Source organism: Pseudomonas sp. ArH3a (genome assembly GCF_022648765.1).
Taxonomy (GTDB): Bacteria; Pseudomonadota; Gammaproteobacteria; order Pseudomonadales; family Pseudomonadaceae; genus Aquipseudomonas.
The window spans coordinates 4,799,908-4,826,040 of record NZ_CP080330.1 but is presented as its reverse complement, the minus strand read 5'-3'; the positions used below and the strand labels follow the sequence as shown (position 1 = coordinate 4,826,040).

At 55.9% G+C, this 26,133-nt stretch carries 26 protein-coding genes and 4 pseudogenes; 10 read left to right on the top strand and 20 right to left on the bottom strand.

Annotation, left to right across the window (positions count from 1 at the left end; all coding sequences use genetic code 11):
* Positions 1-116: 116 nt before the first annotated feature.
* On the top strand, positions 117-416 hold the full coding sequence (locus K0P33_RS22070; RefSeq protein WP_094949838.1) for a hypothetical protein: 300 nt from the start codon (positions 117-119) through the stop codon (positions 414-416).
* A gap of 472 nt (positions 417-888) precedes the next feature.
* Here K0P33_RS22070 and K0P33_RS22065 read toward each other — a convergent pair whose 3' ends face one another.
* The 6 genes from K0P33_RS22065 to K0P33_RS22040 all read right to left on the bottom strand — a co-directional run bounded on the left by K0P33_RS22065 (position 889) and on the right by K0P33_RS22040 (position 6,613).
* Positions 889-1,548 (bottom strand): carbonic anhydrase, encoded by a 660-nt coding sequence (locus K0P33_RS22065; protein WP_094949837.1) that lies wholly within the window; start codon positions 1,546-1,548, stop codon positions 889-891.
* A gap of 278 nt (positions 1,549-1,826) precedes the next feature.
* A complete protein-coding gene (locus K0P33_RS22060) occupies positions 1,827-2,528 on the bottom strand; it encodes a VIT family protein (RefSeq protein ID WP_094949835.1) in 702 nt (233 codons plus the stop codon).
* Between the two features lie 31 nt (positions 2,529-2,559).
* On the bottom strand, positions 2,560-3,537 hold the full coding sequence (locus K0P33_RS22055; protein ID WP_242151445.1) for an FAD:protein FMN transferase: 978 nt from the start codon (positions 3,535-3,537) through the stop codon (positions 2,560-2,562).
* Entirely contained in the window at positions 3,521-5,701 is a 2,181-nt protein-coding gene (locus K0P33_RS22050) for a PepSY domain-containing protein (protein ID WP_242151443.1), read from the bottom strand. Before K0P33_RS22050 ends, K0P33_RS22055 begins: the two co-directional genes overlap by 17 nt.
* A 25-nt stretch (positions 5,702-5,726) precedes the next feature.
* Entirely contained in the window at positions 5,727-6,197 is a 471-nt protein-coding gene (locus K0P33_RS22045) for a DUF2271 domain-containing protein (protein ID WP_094949833.1), read from the bottom strand.
* A gap of 92 nt (positions 6,198-6,289) precedes the next feature.
* The gene (locus tag K0P33_RS22040; protein WP_242151439.1) at positions 6,290-6,613 is read right to left on the bottom strand and encodes a PepSY domain-containing protein; all 324 of its coding nucleotides are present in this window, start codon (positions 6,611-6,613) and stop codon (positions 6,290-6,292) included.
* A 132-nt stretch (positions 6,614-6,745) separates the two neighbouring features.
* Between K0P33_RS22040 and K0P33_RS22035 the strand changes: the two genes are divergently transcribed.
* Both K0P33_RS22035 and K0P33_RS22030 read left to right on the top strand, forming a co-directional pair.
* Positions 6,746-7,405: a response regulator transcription factor gene (locus K0P33_RS22035; RefSeq protein ID WP_094949831.1), complete on the top strand. Its 660-nt coding sequence runs from the start codon at positions 6,746-6,748 to the stop codon at positions 7,403-7,405.
* Positions 7,402-8,745, top strand: a complete 1,344-nt coding sequence (locus K0P33_RS22030; RefSeq protein ID WP_242151436.1) for a HAMP domain-containing sensor histidine kinase — start codon at positions 7,402-7,404, stop codon at positions 8,743-8,745. The genes K0P33_RS22035 and K0P33_RS22030 overlap by 4 nt, the downstream gene beginning before the upstream one ends.
* 357 nt (positions 8,746-9,102) lie before the next feature.
* Here the strand turns inward: K0P33_RS22030 and K0P33_RS22025 are convergent, their stop codons facing one another.
* Positions 9,103-9,666, bottom strand: a complete 564-nt coding sequence (locus K0P33_RS22025; RefSeq protein ID WP_242151433.1) for an NADAR family protein — start codon at positions 9,664-9,666, stop codon at positions 9,103-9,105.
* A 269-nt stretch (positions 9,667-9,935) separates the two neighbouring features.
* Positions 9,936-10,415 (bottom strand): DUF6882 domain-containing protein, encoded by a 480-nt coding sequence (locus K0P33_RS22020; RefSeq protein ID WP_094949828.1) that lies wholly within the window; start codon positions 10,413-10,415, stop codon positions 9,936-9,938.
* A 238-nt stretch (positions 10,416-10,653) separates the two neighbouring features.
* On the opposite strand from K0P33_RS22020, the gene K0P33_RS22015 reads away from it, so the two are divergent.
* A complete protein-coding gene (locus K0P33_RS22015; RefSeq protein WP_094949827.1) occupies positions 10,654-11,214 on the top strand; it encodes a hypothetical protein in 561 nt (186 codons plus the stop codon).
* A gap of 40 nt (positions 11,215-11,254) precedes the next feature.
* Here K0P33_RS22015 and K0P33_RS22010 read toward each other — a convergent pair whose 3' ends face one another.
* Positions 11,255-11,878 carry an SMI1/KNR4 family protein gene (locus tag K0P33_RS22010; protein WP_242151429.1) on the bottom strand — a complete coding sequence of 208 codons (624 nt, stop codon included), beginning with the start codon at positions 11,876-11,878 and terminating at the stop codon, positions 11,255-11,257.
* 273 nt (positions 11,879-12,151) lie between these two features.
* On the opposite strand from K0P33_RS22010, the pseudogene K0P33_RS22005 reads away from it, so the two are divergent.
* A pseudogene (locus K0P33_RS22005) lies at positions 12,152-12,559 on the top strand (transposase); the annotation flags it as partial.
* Between the two features lie 11 nt (positions 12,560-12,570).
* Here the strand turns inward: K0P33_RS22005 and K0P33_RS22000 are convergent.
* Entirely contained in the window at positions 12,571-12,954 is a 384-nt protein-coding gene (locus tag K0P33_RS22000; protein ID WP_242156095.1) for a nuclear transport factor 2 family protein, read from the bottom strand.
* A 141-nt stretch (positions 12,955-13,095) separates the two neighbouring features.
* On the opposite strand from K0P33_RS22000, the gene K0P33_RS31380 reads away from it, so the two are divergent.
* Positions 13,096-13,218 (top strand): hypothetical protein, encoded by a 123-nt coding sequence (locus K0P33_RS31380; protein WP_256589231.1) that lies wholly within the window; start codon positions 13,096-13,098, stop codon positions 13,216-13,218.
* A 9-nt stretch (positions 13,219-13,227) separates the two neighbouring features.
* Here K0P33_RS31380 and K0P33_RS21995 read toward each other — a convergent pair whose 3' ends face one another.
* The 3 genes from K0P33_RS21995 to K0P33_RS21985 form a co-directional block, all read right to left on the bottom strand.
* The gene (locus tag K0P33_RS21995; protein WP_094949824.1) at positions 13,228-14,262 is read right to left on the bottom strand and encodes an alpha/beta hydrolase; all 1,035 of its coding nucleotides are present in this window, start codon (positions 14,260-14,262) and stop codon (positions 13,228-13,230) included.
* A gap of 207 nt (positions 14,263-14,469) precedes the next feature.
* On the bottom strand, positions 14,470-14,853 hold the full coding sequence (locus K0P33_RS21990; protein ID WP_094949823.1) for a nuclear transport factor 2 family protein: 384 nt from the start codon (positions 14,851-14,853) through the stop codon (positions 14,470-14,472).
* A gap of 141 nt (positions 14,854-14,994) precedes the next feature.
* Entirely contained in the window at positions 14,995-16,098 is a 1,104-nt protein-coding gene (locus tag K0P33_RS21985) for an alkene reductase (RefSeq protein ID WP_242151426.1), read from the bottom strand.
* A gap of 102 nt (positions 16,099-16,200) precedes the next feature.
* Here K0P33_RS21985 and K0P33_RS21980 point away from each other — a divergent pair, with 102 nt between their 5' ends.
* Entirely contained in the window at positions 16,201-17,172 is a 972-nt protein-coding gene (locus K0P33_RS21980) for a LysR family transcriptional regulator (protein ID WP_094949821.1), read from the top strand.
* A 269-nt stretch (positions 17,173-17,441) separates the two neighbouring features.
* On the opposite strand, the pseudogene K0P33_RS21975 reads toward K0P33_RS21980, so the two are convergent.
* Positions 17,442-17,654, bottom strand: a pseudogene (locus K0P33_RS21975) (IS5/IS1182 family transposase); the annotation flags it as partial.
* On the opposite strand from K0P33_RS21975, the gene K0P33_RS21970 reads away from it, so the two are divergent.
* Complete coding sequence (locus K0P33_RS21970) at positions 17,562-17,849, top strand: hypothetical protein (RefSeq protein ID WP_242151423.1); 288 nt, start codon at positions 17,562-17,564, stop codon at positions 17,847-17,849. The pseudogene K0P33_RS21975 and the gene K0P33_RS21970 overlap by 93 nt on opposite strands.
* Positions 17,850-18,217: 368 nt before the next feature.
* Positions 18,218-19,639: a serralysin family metalloprotease gene (locus K0P33_RS21965; protein ID WP_094953897.1), complete on the top strand. Its 1,422-nt coding sequence runs from the start codon at positions 18,218-18,220 to the stop codon at positions 19,637-19,639.
* Positions 19,640-19,725: 86 nt separating this feature from the next.
* Here K0P33_RS21965 and K0P33_RS21960 read toward each other — a convergent pair.
* The 6 genes and pseudogenes from K0P33_RS21960 to K0P33_RS21935 form a co-directional block, all read right to left on the bottom strand.
* Positions 19,726-19,806, bottom strand: a pseudogene (locus tag K0P33_RS21960) (hypothetical protein); the annotation flags it as partial.
* A 399-nt stretch (positions 19,807-20,205) separates the two neighbouring features.
* A complete protein-coding gene (locus K0P33_RS21955; protein ID WP_242151418.1) occupies positions 20,206-20,466 on the bottom strand; it encodes a hypothetical protein in 261 nt (86 codons plus the stop codon).
* 240 nt (positions 20,467-20,706) lie between these two features.
* On the bottom strand, positions 20,707-21,960 hold the full coding sequence (locus K0P33_RS21950; protein ID WP_242151415.1) for a ferredoxin reductase family protein: 1,254 nt from the start codon (positions 21,958-21,960) through the stop codon (positions 20,707-20,709).
* 673 nt (positions 21,961-22,633) lie between these two features.
* A complete protein-coding gene (locus K0P33_RS21945; protein ID WP_242151411.1) occupies positions 22,634-23,035 on the bottom strand; it encodes a hypothetical protein in 402 nt (133 codons plus the stop codon).
* Between the two features lie 34 nt (positions 23,036-23,069).
* Positions 23,070-23,495 carry a DUF6228 family protein gene (locus K0P33_RS21940; RefSeq protein ID WP_242151407.1) on the bottom strand — a complete coding sequence of 142 codons (426 nt, stop codon included), beginning with the start codon at positions 23,493-23,495 and terminating at the stop codon, positions 23,070-23,072.
* A gap of 322 nt (positions 23,496-23,817) precedes the next feature.
* A pseudogene (locus K0P33_RS21935) lies at positions 23,818-25,192 on the bottom strand (IS1182 family transposase).
* A gap of 220 nt (positions 25,193-25,412) precedes the next feature.
* Here K0P33_RS21935 and K0P33_RS21930 point away from each other — a divergent pair.
* A complete protein-coding gene (locus K0P33_RS21930; RefSeq protein ID WP_242151404.1) occupies positions 25,413-26,066 on the top strand; it encodes a hypothetical protein in 654 nt (217 codons plus the stop codon).
* Positions 26,067-26,133: the final 67 nt, after the last annotated feature.

The window sequence follows — 26,133 nt, the reverse complement described above, 5'->3', positions numbered from 1 at the left end:
ATTTTTTGCGCATTTGGTCGAGTCAGCGAGGCTACCTATACAGCAGCTTAAAATTGTTCGCTTAGCTCATCCGGGTCGGCCAAAATTGTCCCCTGAATAGACCATTAGGAACGTTTATGAATAATCTCGCGGACATAGCTTTGAACTATCTTTGGACGCTGAATTTTTCAAGCGATGATTTAGGGTTTGATGAAGATTGGGTAGTAAAAGAAATTGAGTCTATGTCTCATGAGATGGAACATAATTTCACTGACGCAGAGCGTCAAGCTCTCAAGGAATCCGCGAGCCGAGCTTTGGCGAGGTGGCTGAGGGAGCCTGATGAGCACGGCTATACGCCACGCAAACTTCTTAAACCAGAACAAAGAATATTCTTAGAATGTATTGCATCAGGAAAATTCAGCGGCCCAGAGCTCTGATTATTTCAAGCGGGCAACTCGGCCGGTTGTAAAAAAATAGCGTTATTCAGCTTCACCGTTCGACTCGTGATGTCGAGTCGCAGAGTCAGTCAACAGCTGGTTTTGACCAACTTCCGCTGATCGCGATGGGCTGCAATGGGTCGACTGCTGCCGGTCACGAGCGAAAAACATCAGCCTTTTCGGTGATGGATTGGAACAACTAATCCTGTAGACCATGTATTACTTGCCTTACAGAGCCGGCATGAAAGCTGCGTACCACTTTTGTACCAACACTGCTCCATGCAGTGATGCCCTCCCCCTCGCGATAGGCGGCAATCGGCCAGTTCGGGCCGCTCGCCAGTCCCGTCGGACAGGCATTCGAACGGATGATCTTCTCCGAAACGTGTCCGATAGAGACAATGCAACTTCGCAGACCTTAGCTGGGACGAAAATGTTCGGGAGTAATGCGAGCCCCCTCACTTGCCTGTCGCCATTACATCTGTCTGCCGTTGCGCGCAGCGATCGCCACGGTGGTCGGCGAATCAGCAAGTGAAACGAATTGTCGTGTCGCGCCGTCAAGCGCATCAATGCAACCAGCCTCAATGTCGTAGACCCAGCCGTGCAGATTCATTCGCCCCTGCTCGAGCGCGAGTGCCACCGATGGGTGGGTACGCAGATTCGCCAGTTGCGCGATCACGTTTTCTCGCACGAGGCCGTCGAGCTTCGCGCGAGGCGTGTCGAACTCATGCGCCGCGTTAATTGCTTTCGCGGCGTCCGAGTGACGTAGCCAGTTAGCGACCGCCGGAAGATGGTCCAGACATGTGCAGCGTGAAATCGCGCCCATCGCTCCGCAGTCTGAGTGACCGCAGATCACGATGTCCTGTACGCCGAGCACTGCGACCGCATATTCGACGGTGGCCGAGACGCCGCCGGGCTCGGGACCATACGACGGCACAATGTTGCCGGCGTTACGAATCACGAACAGTTCGCCCGGTTCGCGCTGTGTAAGGAGTTCGGGCACAACACGACTGTCCGAGCAGGTGACGAATAACGCCTTCGGATTTTGTGTCGTCGCGAGCTGCCTGAAAAGCTCTACGCGTTGCGGATAGACATCGCGCTGAAAGCGCAGAAAGCCGTCAATAATGTCACGCATGGAGTTCTCCAAACCCGAATGCCGGATGAGGGCACGAGCTCGTGCCACTGTGGCCGTCATTATTGCAGACCTTGCGCGCAATTGGCTGTACTCGATCAACGGTGGACTCCGAGCCGAGGCCCGCGCGGCGGATGTCCGAAGCAACCTGGTAGCCGCCATTTATCTTTCGCTGGCCTGAAGGGTGAGCAGCGAGCGATTTCGTCGGCGTGGTTTAGGTTAGCAGCGTACAAAGGGCGCCCCTTTAACGGGCGCCCTTTGTTTTTGTCAGCGGACGTGAGCTAGACCACGGCGCCAAACAAGTGCCCCACCAGCGCCGTAATCCCCATGGCCAGCGCCCCCCAGAAGGTCACCCGCCAGGCGCCGGTGATGACTTTGGCTCCGCCGGCGCTGGCGGCGATGGCGCCCAGTGTTGCGAGAAACACCAATGACATGCCCGATATCCAGGGCACCACGCTGTGCTCCGGCGCGACAAACGTCACCGCCAGGGGCAGGGCGGCACCCACCACAAAGCTGGCGGCGGAGGCCAGGGCGGCCTGCAAGGGTTTGGCGGTAAGGGTGGCGCTGATACCCAGTTCGTCCCGGGCGTGCGAACCCAACGCATCATGGGCCATCAATTGATCGGCCACCTGATGCGCCAGTTCGGGTGATACGCCACGATGCATGTAGATGTTGGCGAGCTCGATGTGTTCGGCTTTCGGGTCACTGGCCAACTCGGCCCGTTCGCGGGACAAATCGGCACGCTCGGTATCCGCTTGGGAGTGCACGGAGATGTATTCGCCGGCGGCCATCGACATGGCGCCGGCCATCAGCCCCGCCATGCCTGTGACCAGCAACGTGGCGTGGCTGGCGTTGGCGGCGGCCACGCCGATCAGCAGGCTGGCGGTGGAGACAATCCCGTCGTTGGCCCCCAGGACGGCGGCGCGCAGCCAGCCGATACGATCACTGCGGTGGGATTCGGTGTGTCTGTGCATGAATTTCATGGTTGAGCGCGACTCACTGTCATTGGGCGGTTCACATCGGGCGGGTTTCAATCTGCGCCTGCAACTGGCCGCCGACAATGGATATTTCCTTGAATTGTTGGCCGTCGCGCAGCACGAACAGCGCGTCCATCCCGCGTTCCTGTGCCAGACGTGGCCCTTCGGTTTCACCCAGCACCATCAGCGCCGTGGCCCAGGCATCGGCGAGCATGCACGAAGCAGCCACCACGGTGACGGCGGCGAGCGGGTTGCACAGCGGCGCGCCGGTGGCCGGGTTCATGGTATGAGCATAGGCTTGACCGGCCACGTCGACCCACTGTCGGTAGTCCCCGGAGGTCGCGATCGCGACGTCGCCAAGCTCCATCACACCCATGACTGCACGCACGCCCCGGTCAGGCTTTTCCACCGCCACGGTCCAGCACTGGCCGTCGGGTTTGACGCCCCGGGCACGCATCTCGCCATCGATGCCGACCAGGTAGCGGGTGATGCCAAAACCTTCCAGGCAACGGGCCAACTCATCGACGCCAAACCCCTTGGCGATGCCATTCAAATCAAGGTGCAGCGGCGCGCGTTTGCGCACCTGATTACGTAACGGGTCGACCACCAACGCGGCGCTGGCTGACAGCCGGGTGCGCGGCGGCATCGTCGCGAGCGCCTGTTCTGTAACGGTCGGTTCTGCGGGGCCGAACCCCCAGGCATTCACCAGATCACCGACGGCAATGTCGAAGGCGCCGCCGGATTGCTGACTGACACGCAGTGCCGCTGACAGCACCGTTGCCAGTTCCTGGGGCACCGAAATCCATTGCTGCTCGGGGGCAGCATTGAGGCGGTTGAGGTCCGAATCGGGTTTCCAGGTGGACATTTGCTGGTCCACCTGGGCCACCGCGCACGCCAAGTGAAGACCCACTTCGTCGGTATCTATTCCGGCCCCGGCATAGAACAGGGCAGTGTAGCGGCTGCCCATGGTTTTGCCGTTCAGGCTGTAGCGCTGCAACTCAGTAGACGTCTTCACGGTAGCGTCCTTGTGCCTTGAGGGTCAGCACCGTCAGGTTGAGAGGTGCCAACACCTCATCGAGGGCATGCATCACGCCTTTTGCCATTTCGCGACTGCCACACACCAGCACCTGGGCGCCTTTTTCAATCAGTCGACGCAGGGCCTGGGCATCGCCGATCAGCCGGTCTTGCACGTAGCAGCGGTCTTGAACCTGAGAAAAGGCCGCGCGCAATGCTGTCAGGCGCCGGTCGGCCAGGTACTGCTTGAGTTGCGGCTCGTAGAGGAAGTCCGAGGCCGGGTTGCGCCCGCCCCAATACAAGTGCATTGGGTGGTGGGCCGTGTTGTTGCGGATAAAACCGGCCAATGGACCGATGCCGGTACCGGCACCGATCAGGATCACCGGGTGCGTGCCCGACGCCGGGCGAAATTGCGGGTTGGGCTGGATAAACGCTTCGATCGATGCTCCGATGTCCAGGCCATGAAGGAATTCCGAGCACACGCCACCGTTGTGTTTGCGCACGCAGATTTCCAGCACGCTGTCCTGCGAACCGCTGGCCAGCGAGTAAAAACGGGGGATCGGACTGCCCGGAGGCACAATCCCGACCAAGTCACCGGCCAGGAAGTCCGGCAGCGCATCGGGTGCCTTGAAGCGCAAGACGTGGGTCGGTGCGTTCACCTGTTCGCCATAGACGATGCGCTCTGTCAGCAGCAATGGATGGGTCTGTGGCCGCTGCGGGGCATGGACCAGTGTCAGGTCATGTTTGAGCACGTTGCCCAGCGCGTGGCCCCAACGTGCAAACTCCTGAGAGGATTGGCGGTTGACGGTTTCCAGCCCCAATAACGGTGAGCCACCGGCCTGCAACATCGCGTCCTGCACCTGATGGGCGAACTGACAGAACTGCGCAAACTGGCGGTCACCAAAGCCCAGCACGGCGAAGGGCAGGCCGGGCTTGAGACCGGTTTTTGCCAGCCGCGCCATGAACTGCGAAGCCGAGGCTGGCGCGTCACCGTCACCGTGGGTCGCTGTGAGGATGATCACGCGTGGGGCGCTGCGGTAGTCGTTGGCGTATTGATTCATCGCCGCGCTATGCACTCGGTGTCCGGCCAGGTGCAAGGCGTCATGCAAGGTCTTGGCAAAGCCCCAGGTGCTGTTGTTTTCACTGCCCACCAGAATCACGCTGTCGGCAGAGTGGGCAGGGCTGTTGTGGCGGATGTTCGGGCTCGCCTTGCGCCGGCGCCACCACAACAGGAGGCCGGTGACGCTCATCAACGGCACACAGAGGGCGCAGAGCCCAAGCGGCAGGCCCAGCCACCACAGGCCTTCACCGGTGTGCAGCTGATAGATCAATTCATAAAGGTTGTGCATCGAGTCGTCGGCCTGGTATGACAACAAGGCGCCGCTGGCCTGATCCACGTAGCCGTCGCCCTGGGCGGTGCGCAGGGAAAACACGTCCTTCGGGTTGCCGGGACTGGGGTAGACCAGCTCGCGCAGGTCATTCAGGTCTGTGGCCTGCAAGGCTTGCAGGCTCGCCACTGGCAAGGCCGGCCCGGCACTGACGTGGGCGGGGAAAGCGGGTTCATTCTGACTGCCGTCGGCGATAAAGCCGAAGGTGGTGGCGGACATATACAGCCCGCTCAAGGCCGACAGCAGCAGCCCGAGCAAGGCCAGTCGCCCGACTTCAGCATGCCAGCGCTGGTTGAAGGTGCCGCGCAGTGGCCGCAGCAGGTTGCGCCAGCCACCCAGGCGCCGGACCAGCAACAGCGCTCCGGACACTGACAGCATCAGCATGAACAACGCGCCGACACCCGACACCCCATGGCCCGGTGTGCCAAGGAACATCGAGCGGTGCAGCTCTTTCACCCAACGCGTGAACGCGGAGGGTGCGTAAGGCGCTAGGCCTTCGCCAGTCAGTGGGTCGACCGTTTCAGCTCCGGCCTGCCCGTTCTGGTTGTAGTAGACGATGACCTTCCCGGACGCTGTGCGCTGGATCTGCTCCACGCCCGGGAAGTGATTGGCCACACGCCCGGCCAATTGACCGACGGTGAGTTGCCCGGCCGCGGTGGGGGTGCTGTGCAAGCGTTCCAGCGCCGGGTCGACCGACAGGATCGCGCCGCTGATGGCCAACAGCATGACCAACAGGGCGGCGATCAGGCCGGACAGGGAATGGGACTGGCGAAGCATGTTCAGCCTCCAGAAAGGGCAGGTGCTACAAATCGTAAGTAAAGGACTCGACATAGGTGCTGCCGTTCGCCGGCTGGCCTGCGCCCTTGGACGTCAGGGGCACGCTGACATCGACGCGGGCGTCACGTTTGTCCTCGACGGCACTGTCGATGCGGATCTGATACCCGGCATCGATCAGGGTGTCTGCCAGTTCGACGCTGACTTTGAGCGTGCGCCCACTGCCGACACTGGCGCCGCTGACGCCGTCAAACTCGCTCGGGTTCATCCCGCTGCCACGGGCCCAGTCGCCCAGGTGCTTGTAGTACTTGGCCTTCTTGCCGGCCACCCACAGGGTTTTCTGGTATTGGCCGTTGGCGTCGGTTACGTAGATCGCCAGGTAGGCATCATTGCCGCTGTAGTCCTTGAGCTGGGTGGTCAGGGTTACTTCCCGGGCCTGGGCCAACCCCGGCAGGGCAATGGCGCCGGCGAGACAGGTGGCTGCGATGATCTTTTTCATGAGGGTGTCCTTGTGATCGTTAGGTCGAGAGCCTGGACCTGCTTGCTGACAGCAACCTGAATCGCAGGAAAAACTCATCGACGGGTGAGGCGTCATTCGGTGAGTGGGCTGCCGAGATAATCCCTGGCATCGCCGTCGTCGCGGAAATGGATCTCGAGCGTGCGCATGCGCAGCGATGCCGGTGAGTAGCTGGCTTCGATGGCGTTGCCCTTGCGGTCCAACCCCTTGAGTTCGTAACAACTGTCGTCGACCTTGATGCGTTGTACGCTCCAGCCGTATTGCCGCTCGACCTGCTGTCGCAAAGTGTCGCGCGGTTGCCAGTCGCTCACCGGGTCGCTGCAGTCGTCGTCGGCCCTGGCGAAACCGCTAAGCAGCAGGCTCAACAGCGCGGCATGGGCAATAAAACCTGATTTCATGATCTGTCTCCTGCCGAGGTCGGCGTCTGTGGCATACCCTAAGGTGCATTCCTGACAACCAGCTGAATCTTCAGATTCACGTCAGGTAAGGCGATTAAGGTGCGGCACGACAACCACCACAGGAGGTGCCAGATGCGGGTTTTATTGGTCGAGGACGCCCCAGGGCTGGGGGAAGCGGTGCGCGAACAGATCGCCGATGACGGTCACGCCGTCGATTGGGTGCAGCGCCTGGACCATGCGCGCAACAGCGTGCGCACCACGCCTTACGACCTGATCCTGCTGGACCTGATGCTGCCGGACGGTCGCGGGCTGGATTTCTTGCGTCAGCAGCGCTCGGCGGGGGACGTGACCCCGGTGATTATCCTGACGGCCCAGGATCAGATTTCCGATCGCATCGCCGGCCTCAATGCCGGGGCCGACGATTACCTGGTCAAACCGTTCGACCTGTTTGAACTCTCGGCCCGTGTGGCGGCGGTGGCCCGACGTTACAGTGGCAATCCCAATCCGCAGATCAGACTTGGTGATTTGCAAGTCGACATGAGCGCCCGCACTGTGCAGCGTGCCGGCACCACCGTGGACCTGACGGCCCGCGAATGGGCGCTGTTCGAAGCGTTCGTGCAGCGCCCCAGCGCGTTGTTGTCCAAGTCGCAGCTCGAAGAGCGGCTGTATGCCTTCGGTGCCGAAATCGAGAGCAATACCATCGAGGTGTACATCAGTCGTCTGCGTAAAAAGCTGGGGCGCGATCTGATTGAAACCGTGCGCGGCATGGGCTACCGGTTGACGGCCGCATGAAGTCTTCTTCGAGCCTGCAAAAACGCCTCGGTCTGGGGCTTACCCTGGGCATGACCTTACTTTGGCTGGGCGCGACCGTCGGCGCCTGGCTGGTGGTGCAACATGAGTTGAACGAGGCGTTCGACAGTGCGCTGGAAGAGACCGCACAACGGATCTTGCCGCTGGCCGTGCTGGAGATCAGCAACCGGGAGGAGCCCCGTGAAGCGCAGCACGTTGCGACGTTGAAAATGCACAAGGAATACCTGACGTACCTGGTGCGCGATGCCAGCGGCAAGATCCTGATGCAGTCCCACGACGCCAACCCGAAGATCTTCAGTAAGCGGCCGACTGAGGGATTTTCCACCTCTGAAAAGTACCGCTTGTATGGCGCCAGTGCGTCACGCGAGACGCTGTTCATCGAGATAGCCGAACCGCTTGGCCATCGTCGTGAAGCAGCGCGGGAGGCTTTGTTTGCCTTGTTGTTGCCGCTGTTGGCGCTGATTCCCGTCAGCCTGTTGAGCACCTGGTTGTTCGTGCAGATCAGCCTGCGCAGTGTTTTGGCGTATCGTCGTGCGGTCGAGGCGCGTGGCGTGGGTGATTTGTCGCCGATCAAGGTGGCCCGCCTGCCGGCAGAAATCGATCCATTGGCCGAGGCGGTCAACCACTTGCTGGAGCGCTTACGCAAGGCCCTGGAAGCGGAGCGCAGCTTTACCGCCAACAGCGCCCATGAACTGCGCACGCCACTGGCCGCGACCCTGGCGCAGATCCAGCGGTTACACCACGAGGTGCCCGAAGGCCCGTTGCGGTTACGCGCGGCTAAAATCGAAAACTCGTTGCGCGAACTGGCGCGGCTCTCGGAAAAACTCATGCAATTGGCCAAAGCCGAGGGGGGCGGGCTGCTGTCCGAAACGCCCCAGGACCTTATTCCGTTGCTAGCCCATGTGGTCGATGAGTGGAACCACAGTAGCGGGCACCGGATCGAGTTGCACCTACCAACCCGGACGAGCCTGTACTCGACGATTGACCCGGACGCCTTCGCCATCCTATTGCGCAACCTGATCGAGAACGCTCTCAAATATGGTTCCGCGGATCAACCGGTCGAAGTCAGCCTCAGTGACCAGGCGCTGCTGCGGGTGGTCAATGGTGGCCCGCCGGTACCCGAGGCGGTGTTGCAGCGGCTAACCGAGCGCTTTGTGCGGGGGCACAGCGAAACCAGCGGTTCAGGGTTGGGATTGGCGATTGCACAAACCATAGTGCAGGGCGTCAATGGGAAAATGCGGTTGATATCGCCGGCGACTGGGCGAACGCAAGGATTCGAAGTCTGCGTCTGGTTTGCGCTCGCCTCAACTGCCGACGATTGAAGGTGGTGCCGGACAGTAGCTATCCGTTGTGTGGTATGCCGCAGGTGCGAGCCGAACCAAATCCATGTTTGATTTCCATGCTTTACTTTTCGATTTCTGACCATAACCCGGCTGCGAGCGCACGATTCTCGAATGTCTGCTTCTGGCCGATGTCTGCCTGTGCTGACAGGCACCTCTGGGTCGTTTTCTGTCTCTCGCGAAAAGCCGAAACAGGCCAAAAGCAGCCGCTCGAAGGTATCGACGAAAACTCGGGCGACTCAGCCTTTGTTGACTGACGCGCTGTCTTAATAAAGCCGCATAAAATAAGCCCTGGCGTTCGCCAAGGCTTTTGCGTTTTTCATGAGTAAGGTCAGAACACTACCTTGGGGCTGGCATACCAGTCCCGTCCCGCACCTGCATCAGCGCAAACCCCAGCAGATTCAAGCCTTTCCACAGATTCGGATTGTTCGCATCTGCGTTGTCCTGTGCGAGCCCTATACCCCAGATGCTATCAACCGGGCTGGCTTCGACAATAACGCGCGAACCGGTTTGTAGAAGGTATTCGTTCAACTGCGGATTCTGAGAGAACTTGGCCTGGTTCGCTCGAACGACGATGTCGTATCGGTGTTGCAGCCAAACCTTATCATTGAATCCGCGCACGTTGCGGCCAAGTGCTTTGGCGGCATTAGGCGTAGGGGCGTGGAGCACCTGCGCACGAATTTCCTGATCGTCGAACAAGGCGGCCTTCTCGGCCATCATGAAGTGTTCGGCTGTCGGGTAATGTTGCCCTTCGACAATAAACCCGGCCTCGAACCATTGGCTGAAGCACGACGCGGTGACGACATTTTTGCTGCGCTGGTGCCCCCAGAAAAACGTAAAACTCAGATCTTCTCCAGAGTTGAAGCGGGCGCACAGTTCTTTCAGATGGTCAGAGTCGTTCAATGAGAAATCCTCGCTAACTGAAGATCGAAGTTACAGCTACTGTGCTGACCAAGGCAACCACGAAGCTTGGTAGATCGAACGTCCACAGATTGACGCATCCGCGCAACTCTTCGCAAACACACCCTTAGCGACACCATCGCGTAAACCTTAGTAGGTCTTCGACTGACAAATTCAGTCTCGGGTTCTCGCATGTAAATTAAACAGCGATATGTTTGACCTATTCTGGCCGGAAGCAGCCACCCACGGTGGCTGCTATCCCCCAAACCTGATCAGTGGCTGATGAGCTTCAGCTCAGTGATGGCCAGAAAAATAGTTGGCCCATCAGGTGGCGTAGGCGCGCGATAGCAACCCAGTGCGTTCAGGTTGTGAACCGCGACAGCGGCCAGTTCCCAGGCCATGGCCTCATCGTCGAGGGGGATCGCCTCTTCCGCGCCAAAGCATTCGGCCCCCGGGAGTGTTTGCAGTTGCTTGAGCGGCAAGGCTTTTTCACGAAGCGCAGTGGGCACCGTGGGGTTGCTCCAGGCCCACATCCAGCTGGAGTTTCTGGATGCAAAGGAGCCGATGTTGATGATCTGCGCTTCGACGGCCAACCGGTTGCCTTCATCGAAGAATTGGACAGTCGCGGTTTCCTGATCCAGCCACCAGCGAGCCATGTCGCCGAGCCCATAATCGCGATGGAGCTGCTCCTGCTTGATCATCAACGCCGCCATGGCTGTTTCCCGCAAGCTTTCAAAAGTGTGTTCTGACATCGGTTCCTCCTTGGGTATCCATTCAGACTTTAAGCGTGTGGTTTGTCAGGGCCTGGGTCAATAGCAGGCCGTGGACACGCACCGAGTGCACGGTTAGTGTGCATCAATCGCTGCCATTTTCTTGCGTACCGGTGTCGTGTTTGCAGGCTCGCCTTTTCGGCTGATTGAAAACGTAGGGGTGTCGATGGAAGCTAGGCCACAGCGATGTCGATTAATTAATAGTTAGGGAAAACTCAAGATGCGTCGTGTAAGTACTTTCGGTTTGGCTGTCTTCAGCAGTGTCATTGTCTGTTCTGGCTGTACGTCATACGCGTCCAAGCCGATTATCAGCGAGCATGTTGAATCCGCAAAAAAGGAAATGATCTCCAGCTTTACTTATGAAGTGGATACCCCCTGGAAAAACAGTCGCTTTGGAAAGGGCGCTTACGAAGTGACGCAAGCAATTATCCCAACGGCAAAAGACAACAGCACGAGCGTGGTAGCAGCGAAGCTCCCTGCACTGCAAATAAAAATCTCGGAGTTTTCATCCGGCGGTGCGTGTGGGCAAGAGTACTTGACCGGACTAAGTCTCGGCCTGATTCCCAGTTGGTGTACACGACCCAAACTGTTTAAGTTTGACTTCACGCTTATTAACAATCAGGGCGTTTGCAGGCAAAAAACCTATTCAATCAGCTCGACGACATTTTCACATATCACTATGATTCCATTTGCGATGCTCAACACCGACAATCAACCCTTAACTATTTATCAGGCCGCGCTAAAGGATTTCCTTCAAGAAGGTCAATGCGCAGCCCATTAATAGGGGGGTCAAATCGCTCGCTTCGCCCGCACGGCCGGTATCAAATCGGCCTGTCCACAACCCGTGCATTCCAGACGTCCCGATACCGCTCGCGCCAACCCGGGCTGCCTTGATCCAGCCACGCCAATGTCGCCTCAATCGTATCCGCGCTTATGACGAAGTGATTGATATGTTCCGCGATCCGTTCCTGCGACAGGTGCAGCGCGTCCAGATAGGCAGTGAAGGTGTCCGCCAACACCACGTATTCATCGCCTTGCTGGCGGCGCCCCGTCCATGCGGGTAAACCCGCGACCATCGCGCCTACGTCCTGGCGACCGTCGCGCAGGTCAAGCAGCAAGATGCTCGCACCGCCATCGCGGCCGATTGGCAGCAACCCCGTAGCCGGGAAACCAGGTTGCTTGCGCAGTTGCTCCAGTTCAAAAGGGTTGGATTCATACGTTTCGCCGGGCTGCAGCCCATACAGCGAAAAGCTCAGCAACTCCTCTTCGCCATTGCTCATAGTGGCGAGCACATCGTAATCCACGGTGCCGCCGTTGCAGACCTTGAGAAACTGCCGGTAATCGTCCGGCAGGCGGGCACCGAGTTGCGCCTCCAGTTGCGAGATGGCAGGGTCGGATGCGCCCTCTCGAGTGTCGTCAAAGATCAATCCACGGTAGTCAGTCATTGAGGGCTCGCAAAACCTTAGTAAAAATCATCGGGAAATAAATACCGTCAGCATAAGAACCCCTTCCAGCAGGGGCTGTTGAAGGGCAGGGCGGGGCGGGCGATGCTTGATATGTTGAATGTCCTTGGCGATGTAAATCTTCCTTTTGCTACCCACGTTACAGGCCGCAGATTAGCAGTCGTTCGCGACTGGCAGCTTACGGCCCAGAGTGTGTAAAAACGCTTTCGCGAACCCTTGCTATGATTTTTGAGGATTTCATCGCAAGGATCGCCCATGAAGCGCTTTATCCAAGGAGAGCATCGAGGCCAAAGCACCTTCCTTCCAGAGAGCCTCGACGATTACGTCACGGATACCAATCCGGTGCGCGTAGTCGACGTTTTTGTCGATGAACTTGACCTGGTCAAACTGGGTTTTGAAGGCGCCATACCGGTAGATACTGGCAGGCCAGCTTACCATCCCGCTATTCTGCTGAAGATCTATAGCTACGGCTATCTGAACCGCATTCAGTCGAGCCGGCGCCTGGAACGAGAAGCCCAACGCAACGTCGAGTTGATGTGGCTGACCGGGCGTTTGATACCCGATTTCAAGACCATCGCCAACTTCCGAAAAGACAACAGCAAGGCCATCCGCGGCGTCTGTCGCCAGTTCGTTGTGCTGTGTCAGCAGTTGGGATTGTTTGGAGAAAACAGGATTTAATGATTTGGATGTGTGTAGTAAATCTTGCTAACCACAGTCCACTTGCCACTGACCTTCAGCAGATGAAAAAAGTCTGTGAAGGAAATACCTGACATGTCGTTGGCGTCGATGCGAGCACTCGCCGCGGTACCGACGATATTGATGCTGGTGATAGCGGCCTGTGCGTTAGGAGAGGGTCGGAAATCCTTGTCGATCCCATCGAAGAGGCTTTGAATCGAGCCGCCTACCAGTTGCCCATCGGCGCCGACGCTGTACATCGTTGCATTCTTGCTGAATGCGGGCTTCATGATGCTGCTCTTGGCTTGTTTGCAGCCCTCGAGGTACTTGCTTAGCACTTCGGTGATGGCTTGGTATTCTTGTACATAGGTAGGGTTGCTCATGGCTTTACTACTGATAGCGTGGTGATCGCGCGGTAGTTCTTCTGCTTGAGCCGTCGCGCTTAGGCCCGTAACCATTGCCATGAAAAATAACGCCTTGAGAACAGTTGTTTTCATTTAGTTGCTCCTAACTAAGCGTTGCATATGTTGATTAATGTTCAGCTGCAAAAAAAACGCAGCGACATCGCCAGACACTCTGTGCCGCTGTTGCTTCGCGATGAAATGAGTGGCGTGCTTTTTGTCATGAATGCCGCAGCGTTGCCGTGACCTGCGGGTTCATTGGTTTTGCAGTGACTGGCTTAGGTTCGTTTTGAGTTCTTGCGATGCTTGCGCGATCGCGCTTTGCACTGCCGGCAGATGGTTGAACGCGTTCGATAGCCCAAAATCGTGAGTCATGCCGTTGTAGCGCACCGACTTCACCTGCACACCCGCAGCGTCGAGCTTGCGGCCGTAAGCTTCGGCTTCATCGCGCAGGACATCGAATTCAGCAGTCTGGATCAACGTCGGCGGCAAGCCTTTCAACTGCTCGGGCGTCGCCTGCAGCGGCGATGCGTAAATCTGCTTGCGTGCCTCGGCGTCGGTTGTGTAGTTGTCCCAGAACCACACCATGAGGTCTTTGGTCAGGAAGTAGCCGTTGGCAAACTCCTTGTACGACGGCGTATCGAAGTTTGCATCCGTTACCGGGCACAGCAATAGCTGCGAACGCAGTGCAGGTGAGCCTTTTTCGTTCGCCATCAGGGCAACAGCTGCGGCCAGGTTGCCACCTGCGCTGTTACCCGCTACGGCCAGGCGCTTGCCGTCGACGTTGATCGCCTGGCCATGCTCGGCCACCCATTTGGTTGCGGCATAGGCTTGCTCGATGGCAACGCCGTATCCCGCCTCAGGCGACAGGCTGTAGTTAACGAACACCGCCACCGCGCCAGAGCCCGCCACCAGGTCACGCACCAGCCGTTCGTGTGTTGGGAAGTCGCCCAGCACCCAGCCGCCGCCGTGGAAGTACATGAACGCGGGCAGGGTCTTCTGTTGGCTGCCGGCCGGGCGCACGATGGTCAGTTTCAGGTCGCTGTCATTGACACGAATTGTCTTCTCGCTGACCTCCGCTGCCGGCAAGGCCACGTTGGGGGCGGCCTGGGCACCCGCCAGCGCGGCGCGGGCATCGGTCGGCGACATGCTGTCGAGCGTCTGGCCGCCCTCAAGGGACTGCAAGAATTTTGCTACGTTGTGTTCGACGCCGGGCCGTTCGGCCGCAGAGGCGCTACCAAGCGACAGGGCCACGACGGAAAGGCCGAAAGCGGAGGTGAGAGGTTTCATGATGTTTCCTTTTTATCGCCTGAGTGTGTGCGTCATTAAATAGCGGCCTGTTTTATTACGTTGTTACGCCTGGGGTCAGGCGATCGAAGTCAGCGGATTTCAGGCGGTGTGCCGGACGCACAGTTGCAGCGCCGCTCGGCTGCAAAGAAAAACACGACAGATAGGGTTCAAAGCCTCATCTGCCGCGTGCTCAAGGAAGGTAGATATTCAAGGCGCGACGTGGGTGTGGAAGATCTTGCTGACGACCGTCCACTTGCCATCGACTTTCAGCAGGTTGAAGAAATCTGTAAAGCAAAAGCCCGATACGTCATTGGTGTCGATGCGCGCGCTGGCAGCGGTGCCTACGATGTCGATGTTGACGATTACACCTTGAGCTTCAGGAGACGGGCGGAACGTGCTGTCAATGCCATCGAACAATGTCTGAATCGGGCCGCCGGTCAGCTTACCGTCGCCATCGACGCTAAACATCGTTGCTTGCTCACTGAAAGCTGGCTTCATGATGCTGCTTTTGGCCTGCTTGCAGCCTTCGTTGTATTTGTTCAGTACCTCGACGATGGCTTGATATTCCGGCACATAAGTAGGTTTGTTCATGTTTGTATTCCTGGTTGTTAATTCGAGTCATGTAAAAAACGGCCACGTTTGGCTGGCATTCAGATCAACCCCTGCGACCCTCCGCAGCGGCGTCCACCGCTGGGGCCCAAGGTCTCACTTTTGAAGTGTTGCCCAGTTGGCTTATCCAGCAAGCGTAGGCCAGTCGGTGTAACCCTTTGCGCCGTTACCGTAATAGGTTTCGCGTGGCGCAACAGCGAGTTCTGCACCTTCTTTTAATCGACGCACCAAATCCGGATTAGCAATAAACGGGCGACCAAAAGCCACTGCATCGACCTTGTCTTCAGCACGGCGGGTAACGGCCAGTTCGATGTCGTAATTGTTGTTGCCGATGTAGGGGCCTTTGAACCGTGCACGTAACGCATCGAGATCTACGTTTTCGGGAACAGTGCGTGACGTAGCGGTAGCGCCCTCGACAAAATGCATATAGGCGAGCTGGAAGCGATTCAGTTGCTCAATCAGATCGCCATAGGTTTGCATTACCTGGCTGTCCAAGGGCGTGTTGCCGGCATCTGGCGTCACGGGAGACAGGCGAATGCCAACGCGGGCATGACCCCATATCTCGACGACTGCGGCGGTTACTTCCAACGTGAGTCGTGCGCGATTCTCAATCGAACCACCATATTGGTCGGTTCGCTGATTGGTAGAGTCGCGCAGGAACTGATCGAGCAAATAGCTATTGGCAGAGTGCACTTCAACACCATCAAAGCCGGCGCGTTTTGCGCATGCAGCGGCGTGTCGGTACTGCTCGATAATGCCTGGGATCTCGGATGTTTCCAGCGCTCGCGGCATGGAGACGTCCATCATTCCCTTTTCAGTGAAGGTCTGGCCTTCGGCTTTAATCGCCGAGGGCGCTACCGGTGCCGTGCCATCGGGCTGCAGGTCCACATGCGAGAAGCGCCCCACATGCCACAGTTGGCAAACAATAAGTCCGCCAGCGGCATGCACCGCATCTGTTACCAGTTTCCAGCCTGCTACGTGCTCTTCAGTCCAGATGCCTGGCGTCAATGCATACCCCCGCGCTTGCGCAGAAATATTGGTCGCTTCACTAATGATCAGACCGGCGCTGGCACGTTGTGCGTAGTAGCGAGCGTGCATTTCGTTGGGTACGCCTTCTGGCCCCATGCGGCTGCGCGTTAACGGGGCCATGACAATGCGGTTAGCCAGAGATAAGGCACCTAAAGTCATTGGCGTGAAAAGATCCGTTGATGGGCTGTTGAGTGCCATTGTGATTCCTCGTGATAACTGTTCTGCCGGATGAAACTCCTTGCTGTATCAACTATGGAGGTCAATGATAGTGACGTAAATAGTCATAGGCGTGGATACAGTATGAGCAAAAAAGTCATAATGCAGCGCCCGACGCGCGCTGAGGGCATAGAGGGTTCACTTCCTTTACCGCCGGTGCATTTTCCCGGTCTTTTAACCTTCGAGGCTGCCGCCAGACATTTGAACTTCGCTCGCGCCGCCGCAGAAATCGGTGTCACGCCAACTGCGGTATCTCGCACGATCAAAAGTGTGGAAGCGCAACTCAATGTACGGCTATTCAATCGAACAACACGCAGTGTCAGCCTGACCGAGGCCGGCGCGTCATTGAACGCAGCATTAGCACCTGCGCTTGCTTTGATCAGAGACTCCTTGTCACAAGTCTTGCTCGCGACGGATCAACCCTCTGGCACAGTGCGCCTCAACTCTTCGTACGTTGCATACCGCATCTTGATCGAACCGCATCTAACCGCCTTCATGGAAAAATTCCCGCTGATTAATGTCGAGGTATCACTGGATAACCACCTTGGCGATATCGTTAATGCCGGTTTCGATATCGGCATGCGCATGGGGAAAAGAGTGCAAAACGACATGGTCGCGGTACCGTTGGGAGCGGCACAAAAAAGAATTGTGGTGGCGGCGCCGGATTACTTCAGCACGCGGGTTGAGCCTCAGACGCTGGAGCAACTGCTGAAGCACAACTGCATTCGCCAGCGGTATTCAGTTGGCGGAAGATTCTTTGAATGGAAGTTTGAAGATGGCGGGCAAATGGTTCAAATCGATGTTCAAGGGCGTTTTATTTTTGACGAAATGAGATCCGTCCTTGATGCGGCAATACAAGGCCAAGGCATTGGTTTCGTTTTCGAGGACTTCGCGAAGCAAGCGTTAGAAAACGGTACGCTTAGCCAGATATTGAAGCCGCACAGCGGCATGGACGATGCGTTTCATCTTTACTACCCCCATCGTAAACACATGCCAGGCAAGCTGCGTGCGTTTGTTGATTTCATGCGCAGTGCTAATGAGGTGGGAAAGTTATGATTTAACATCCACTGCAGCATGTTTAGAAATATTGAGTAATTAGCACACATAAAGTTAGAACATGTTTTTTGAAATTCCAAGACTATGAATAGTCAGTAATGTCCACTTTTGGCCCAGCGTGTGTAAAAGCGCGCTGATGCACTGTCGGCGCGTAGCGCAGAAGGCTGTTAGCTGAGTAATTGCTCGCAAAAAGTCCTGCGGGTCATCACTAGGGCCTGGGAGCCCCAACGTCACTTCTACCGTGCTGGGTGGCCAAAATAAAGACCTCTTCAGGCCGACAGCGCCTTCATTAAACAGCGGGTGCCGAGAGTTTTCATGACCCGCTTCAGGTAGGCGAGTACGTTCAAGCTCATCTGCGCACTTACTCCGTTCAGCTTTCGTGTCAGGAAATGCGTGGCGCCCCTCCATTGTTTGAGTATCCCGAAGGGATGCTCGACCTTGCGCTTGCGGACTCGCCTCATGTCCGGCGCGTTGCTCAGTCTGGCTTTATACCTCTCGTTTCAAATGGTGCAGTTATTCTATTAATTCAGGGGGTGTTTCGTTTTGAGCATGTAGGTGTTGTGCTGAGGCTGGTTGATAAAAAAGTGGGTGAGCAGCGCTACCCGTACGGACGTATCACACTGAATCCAGCTATCAAATCTTTGTACCAAACCGATCATTTTATAACGAGAATTTAGTCTGATCGATGCTCTGCCCCAGATATCAGGGACAATGCAGGTTAGAAATTGACAACAGCCACCCAAGCCTCGTGCATGGCTGTTATCTTGCTCTTCGGGTAGAGATAATGACGTTTTAAAGCATTTATCTCGTGCTCAAACGCTAGCGCCTATGTCTCACGACACCACAACCACTTAGAAATAATTAAACGGTGATCAACTCAAACTAAACACTTTAAATAATGCTTTGGTATGCTCGGGGCAACATTAATAACTCAGCTCAGCGCTACGTCATCAATCACGCCCCCGCCAACAATGTAAAAAATTGATTTTTTCAGAAGAGCCTTCTCCATTCATGGGTTCTTCATTAGTGATTCACAAGGACGTATATGTCAAAACTAAAAGAGAATAAAGTATTTACTACCAGTCAGACCAGCAAGGCTTACGAGCAGGTCAATAGTTTTCACCATGGGTATGACCGTGGCGGGCCTGTTCTGGTGAATGGTAAGCCTTCGTTCACCGCCGACCAGGCTGCGGACGAATTACTGCGTAAAGGCGCAAGCTGGCACGATCAGAACGGGGACGGAAAAATCAGCCTCAGCTACACATTTCTGACCTCCAAGCCCGCTGACTTCAACCCGAACCTGGGTAATTTCAGTGAGTTCAATGCAATGCAAAAGGCCCAGACAGTGCTCGCTCTGCAGTCTTGGTCTGATGTTGCCAATGTGACCTTCGCTGACACCCCTGGCGGGGCCGATGGTCACCTGACGTTTGGCAACTACAGCAACTATACCGGCGGTGCAGCCTTCGCGTACTTGCCAACCGGTGGTTCACGTGACGGTCAGTCCTGGTATTGGGTCAATGATCAGTATCAGGTCAACACCACGCCGGACAACGGTAACTACGGCCGGCAAACGCTCACCCACGAAATTGGCCACTCCCTGGGGTTGTCTCACCCCGGCAACTACAACGCTGGAAACGGCAACCCGACGTACAACGATGTCACTTATGCTGAGGACACGCGTGGCTATAGCCTCATGAGTTATTGGAGCGAAAGTAATACCCAGCAGAATTTCAGTGGTACTTATTCGTCAGCGCCGTTAATGGATGACATCGTGGCGATCCAGAAGCTCTACGGGGCGAACCTGGATACCCGCAGTGACCACACCGTTTACGGGTTCAACTCGAACACTGAGCGCGACTATTACACGGCGACCGCATCCAGCGACAAACTGGTGTTTTCGGTGTGGGATGGCGGTGGTAACGACACCCTGGACTTCTCCGGTTTCAGCCAGAACCAGAAAATCAACCTCAATGCAGGTTCGTTCTCCGATGTGGGCGGCCTGGTGGGTAACGTATCTATTGCTCATGGTGTAACGCTGGAAAACGCGATCGGAGGCGCTGGCAACGATCTCTTGATTGGTAATTTGGCGGCCAACATTCTTGAAGGCGGTGCCGGGAACGACATCATCTATGGGGGTGGCGGTGGGGATTCCTTGTGGGGCGGTGCCGGGGCAGACACTTTTGTGTTCGGCCAAGCTAGCGACTCGACGATGACAGCGCCTGCCTGGATCATGGACTTCACCACAGGGCAAGACAAAATAGATCTGTCAGGCATTGCCGCGTTCTCGTCGGCCAGCGCGACGCTGAACTTCGTGAGCAGCTTCACAGGTCATGCCGGCGACGCCATCCTGACCTACTTCCAAGAGAGTAATCAGAGCAGTCTGATGATCGACCTCACTGGCAGTGGCCTGGTGAGCTTTGCAGTCGGTACGATCGGGCAGGCCGCGACGACTGATATCATCGCTTAAGCCATCGCTGTTTTGCAGTCTTAGAAATTAGACCTCCAGCTGACGGGTTATAGATGTTCTATCCGCCAGCACTCGGAGGTCGCCCATGAACTGCTGACGTAATCGTCGAGGCTCTCGGGGAGCAAGGTGCTTTGACCGCGATATTCGCCTTGAATGAAGCGTTTCATCAGGCAATACCTGCGTTAAAATCTCCAGCAATCATACACGCGATGACATTTATGAAAGCGCCGAGACTGACTAAGACACATGCCTCTCACAGAGCTCAAAAGCTAGGGGAGCTTGGCTGGACTGTTAAACATGAATTCAAGGCTGACAACGGAACATACGAGTGGTACTTGGAATGGGAGCACGTTGAAGAGCCTCCATTACTTTCCTCACAAGATAACTGGGATAAACCCAGCCTCGAACGCTCCTGTGACTGATTAAGGTTGGCAGATTTAACGTTGCAGATCTAAGTACGATGGATGCGTTTTTACACTGTCTCGGCCGCAAGCAACCACCCACGAAGGGCTGCTTCCGACCCAAAGCGGACGGTGGTGACAGCTAGAAATCGGTCTTGAGGACATTCAAGAGGAGAAGTCATTGGGATTGCTACGAAGCATCTCATAGGTCAACCCAGCCTCAAAATATGAGGCTCTCCATTCGATAAATCCTGCATGTGGCTCGCACAGCAAGCGAACGATACATCCAGCCTCACCCATTGAAATTTCTTCTACCTCGGCGATATCTCCAGGAGCCGCCTCCCTAGAGTTCAACCAATCAGAGAGCACTACCGTTGCTCGGTCAACATTGATCAGCTTTATGATATTGCCTTTGGAGAGTGTCATGCCGTCTCGCCTAAACTTGTGCCGGTATCTGGTTTGTAAACGCATTTTGAGATTTAAGGAAGGGCCGCATCTGGCCAATTACCGCCCTTTTTGATCGGTGGCTTCGGGTCGAAAGCTTTCAGTCACCACTGACCGCAATCGACCCATTGCTGCCATTGACAACTGATTAAGCCAGCCAAGCAAGCCGGTCAAATGAGGCGACACAACCTGAGGCCATTGAGTAGGTTGCACCGCGCAGACTCAACGGAACTCGAAGAGTTCGAAGTGCAGATTAGCTTTCGGGATCCGGTTGATATCCATCAGTTCATGCACCTTGGCCAGTAAACCTTTGGGGCCGCAAAAACTGATGTGAATCTTGTGTGGTTGGGTTTGAGTCACCGCTTGGCGCAAGGTTTCGGCCAACGGTTCGATGCCACCGACATTACGAACGAATTGTGCCCCGCGCATCTTAGTCATGGCTTGCAACTCCTCGGGCGCAGGGAAAGCGCGCGACGGCGTGAAGCAATAGACCAGCGTCGCTTTTTCGAAGTCTTTTGCGTCTGGATCTTGCAACCAAGAAATAAAAGGCGAAATGCCCACACCTGCGCCGATCCAGATTTCCCGCTCGGCCTCAGAGGCGCGTTTAAAGCGTCCGTAAGGGGCGTAGAGGGTCGCGCACATTCCGACTTTTGCGCACTCGCACAGCTTTTTGGTGTAATCCCCCAGCCCTCTGATCATGAACGCAATCTGCCCATTCGCACCGTTGGCGCTGGCTATCGTGAAAGGGTGTGGCTCGCGCAGGCCCTTTTGCTGCATTGCCAGAAACGCGAACTGCCCAGCTTTGAAGTCAAACCCTTTATGGATCGGCTCCAGTGTCAAATGCAGTGCTTCATTGACTCTATTCACGGCTGTCACCCGGTACTCGCCCGCACGGGCAACAAATGGATAGAGCACCAGCTTGTAGAGGGCGGCGAGCACGCCCAGTGCGCAGAACAGCGTCAACCAGATACCCGAGGGGCTGAGCAGGGTGATCGGCGATTTGAAACTGAGCCAATGCAAGATCACGATCAGGAACAATGGGCCGGAGAGCTTGTGCCACCATCGCCATAGGCGGTAAGGAATGTTGCGGTTCAGCGCCAGCAGCACGATCAGACCCAGTGCGACATAGCTCAACTGGCGTACCAGTCGCGTCCAGTATTTGGGTAGTTCCAGGATAGGCACGCTGTTCCAAACATCCAGATTCGCCTTGAACACAAAATGATATGAGGCAAACACGAGCGCCCATATGCCTAGCCACTTGTGCGCCTCATAGACGCGATCCAGGCCGCCAAACAGACTCTCAATTACGCCCCAGCGACTGGCCAGCAGGCAGGCAGCTGCCATGTAAACCAGTGCGCTAGTCCCGAGAATCAAGCTAAGGGTTGCTGACGTCAGCCAAGTATCGACAGGTATGTCTATCAGCAGCAGTGCCGCTGTAATCAGCAAGATTGCGAGTATGCAGTGCGAGGCTTTCAACGCGAATGCTCCAATTATCAATCCGGTGTTAAAAGACTGAAATCTCACCTTCCTTGGAATTTTCAGGGGCTTCAGACCCTAGCAGAACGCTGAAACAGGGCTATGACCTCAGTCATGATCAGGGCGAAAATCCAAATGAGTCCGCTCGTACACACCACCACTCTGCATACTGGGCATCCCTACGTGTTTCCTGAACACTTAGACCAACATGTCCTCTTTGCTTTTTTATTGGGCAATTGCTGCCCTCCGTAAAGGGCAGATTGGGGTCGAATGCAGACGTAAGCGAGTGACTGCCAGGACCCAACGGGCGCGAGCACACGCATCAGACTTAAATAGGTTCTATCCCCTCAGAGTAATGATGTCGGGCATCGCGCGGCGGGACGGCGTTGGAGGCGCAAAGATGGCTGGAGACGAGGGCGCTTTTTCTTGTGATGTTTTGAAACGTTGATTGAAGGTCAATGGCATAGAGGCATTTTTGATCTATTACGGGCTCACGACTTGGTGAACATTAAAACAACGCCATCGCCTTTATAATGTCCGGACGCTGCCCACGAAGCCGCCGCATCGAGAAACGCATCAACCGATGCGTTTTCCTAGCCTGGAGTGCCTGGCCCATAGGGCGATGAAACCAGCGAATCTTCGATTTTGTCCGTTTACGATCCAAGGCGAGCGCTTAATCGACGGTCTCAAAATCTCCTGATGCCACTGACAAGATCGCCCCATATCCGCCTTCCTCCGGAACATATGAAGCAAATTGGCTACTGCCGTCCTTTTGTACCCAAAGACGCCCACACATCGAGCATTCGTAAACAGCTGACATCCGGTGAGCGTGGATGCTGTATATCCGGCTTTCCAGTTCTTCAGTAGCGTTAACCCATGGTGATAACTCGCTAAATGCATCAGCTATCTTGACCTGGTCTCCCGACTCGGCAGCTTCCATTAAGGGTTTGAGTGCTTGATGCACCTCATCCCAAAATGCGTTCTCTGCCTCGTCGCGAAGCAGGCTCGCCTTATAGGGCAAGCTGTCCGTCTGATCGACAATTACATGCCCACATTTGCAGCGCAATTTGCTCATTTGCGGTTCAATTCCTTTGAGTTCGCCTACGTCATTAAATAGCGGACAATTCTTTGGCAAAAGTCTCGACTTGGGTGGGGGTGACCAACAAAGACCCATTTATCTGCCAATCGCAGTCGTCATCTGAAGTAGAGCCCAAGTAGACACGCAGGAAAACGAACCCCGCAAAGGCGGGGTCCAGGCAAATGGAGAAAGCTAAATCTTGGCTTTCGGATAGCCAGTCTTGCGAGTCCCCTTCTTCAAGCAGTACTACCGAGGCGAAGAACTCGTCAAGTGGATGCCGGTTATCCGATGCGCAAATTCTTTCCGATGTAATTTCTGCGTGCAGAGCCGTACCGGCGAGACGAACCACGATGCAGCCGGTCCGGCCGCTTGGGCATGGCATGATGGTCAGTCTCAGCCCATCCTGTTGCCTTATTTCTGCTGACATTACTGCACCGTTATCAGGGATGAACTGCACGATACTAATCAAGCACGCGCTGAATATTCAAAGGTTAGTTAGCATGTTTAATGCGCGTCAATCACAGGCGGCAATGCGACGATTGACCCGCTCCCATCAGACCTCGCAGCCACTCTTTACTAAATGGCTGTTCCCGGCCGGTAGCAGCGCTTCATGACAGGCTACTACCGGCCGATTCTATTGAAAAAGTCGATTTTTCAGGAAACGTGACGTTGAGCTTGGCCTCATCAAAGAACCTATTAAGTGGTTTTTCGGTACTTCGTTGACCGTTGCTGCTTTGTCAGTGGGTTGATTTGAGGGTTTTTGCTTGAAGCAGGCGTACCTACCCTGTGGCGGGTGCCCCTTGAGGTGTAAGTTTGGCCATTCGGCGCAGGTTCTGTACCGCATCCGCTAACGTGAACTCATCGGGCGCGCCACTCATCCCTCGTAGTCGCAAGTGATCCAGTTTCAAATTGCGCTTGAGGTGGGCGAACAACATTTCGACCGTCTTGCGTTCGTGACGAGAGCGCACATATTCCGGCGTCTTCGCGATTCGCCGAGCCACATCACGAGCCGCGTCATGAACGCTACGGGCGATCTTACGAACCGAAGTTTTCGGGCTGCACTTGGCTTTCATCGGACAGGTCGCGCAGTCGGTTTGTCTGGATCGGAAGATGATGGTGTTGGCTTTAGTGAGGTGCGAGCGTTCGTTCTTGAACGCTCGCCATTCGCTGCGCAGTACGTTGCCGGACGGGCAGCGATACTCGTGCGCCTCTTCATTCCAGTGAAAATCGTTGCTGGAGAAACTGTCGTTCTTTCGCTCGGTTTTATCCCACACCGGCACATGTGGCTCGATATCTTTCTCTTCCACCATCCAGGCCAACATCGGTGCTGTGCCATAAGCGGTGTCGCCGATTAAGCGATCCGGTTTGATGTCGAACAACTCTTCTACTCGATCAATCATGGTTTTGGTGCTCTCGACCTCGGCCGTTCGATGAGCCGGTGTCAGTTCTACGTCCATGATCACGCCATGCTCGACATCAATCAGGTAGTTCGTTGAGTAGGCGAAAAACGCTGGGCCGCCCGGGGCGGCCGTCCAACGGGATATAGGATCAGTCAGCGATAAGCGCTTGGGAAGTACTTCAGCCAGCGGCTCTTCATCGAGTGCTTCGAGGTACTCACGTACGGCACGCGTACTGAGCGATGGGTCGCTCCAGTTGACCTCCTCATCACCAGATACGCCGCGCTGCCGACTCGCATCTGCCTTGATGATGCTGACGTCCACGGCAAAGCCTTCCCCATTGACCAGACCTGCTTTCATGCAGCGACGCAACACTTCATTAAACAGCCAGCGAAACAGATCGCTGTCCCGGAAACGGCCGTGTCGATTCTTGGAAAACGTCGAGTGATTAGGTACTTCATCCTCAAGGCTCAACCGGCAGAACCCGCGATACTTCAGATTCAAATGGGCCCCTTCACACAAGCGCCGTTCGGAGCGAATGCCATAGCAATAGCCCACGACTAGCATGCGGATCATCAGCTCAGGACCAATCGAAGGACGCCCAATCGGGCTATAGAAATCGGCGAGGTAGTGGCGCAGGTCGCTCAGATCGAGACACCGATCAATGCTACGCAGGAGATGATTTTTTTGGGATGTGGTCTTCAAGATTGAACGAATGAAACAGCCGATCCTGCCCACTCGATAACTGTCCCATCATGCTGCGTACTCTCCCGCTGGCCGATGAGCAGATTGTGCCTTAGACCAATCAGGAGAGCTATTTTTGCAAAAGGACAGTTCATCATCTGCCTGATGTAAAAGGCAGTTCGCCGAGAGAAGTTTCGTGTGCCTTGATTCCCGAATGTGGATGAAGAAGACTCCATCCATTATCTGAGGTCGAACCAACGACCGACGTTGTCGAATCGGGATTACTTTTGAGCATGGGGCCGACGATGCAGGGAAAAACGTTCGAAATAGTGCGAATAGATCAAATCCACGAAATTGTTTCGCCAACCGTAGAGTTACTTTTACAGCCGTTAGGGTTCGAAGTTCAGGGCCCGCTGTCCTGGCTTCGTAGCGTCAATGCTCCCATTCGCCAACTCTTTCGCCTTGAGCAGTGGAAAGGCGGCGCGCTAGCGCCGTCATGGGCTCTGTCACTGGACTTCGTTCCCCATCTTTCCGGCAATGAAATCAAATGGCACAGGACGTCAAAATCAGCACGACCTGATCTGACTTTCGATGTGCGAGATCGAGCGTTTGATATCTCATACAGCTACGGACCTGATGTCATAGCAACCAGCGCACCCAATATCCTCCGGGCTGCCATTCCAAAAGCTGAATCGTTTTGGAACGAGGCTCGTTCGATAGCCGACCTGCCTAGTGCTTTCGAGCGGGTCAAGCAGCACTTGTCGACTGGTGGCCTGGGTTTCTACAACTACATACAACATCCTCTTGCATACGCGTTTGTATTGGCCATGAACGGCAAGCCCGACACAGCCGAAGAAGAGTTTCAGCGCTATTCACCGCGTCTTTCAGAGGCGGCTCGAAAAAAACTCCGCAAGTTATTCATTGATGCAGGCGGTCACCTTGGCTAAGCGAGTACGAGTGTTTTCAACAGAATCGGTCGAGAGCAGACGCTGCAAATAGCCGAAGTTGACTCTC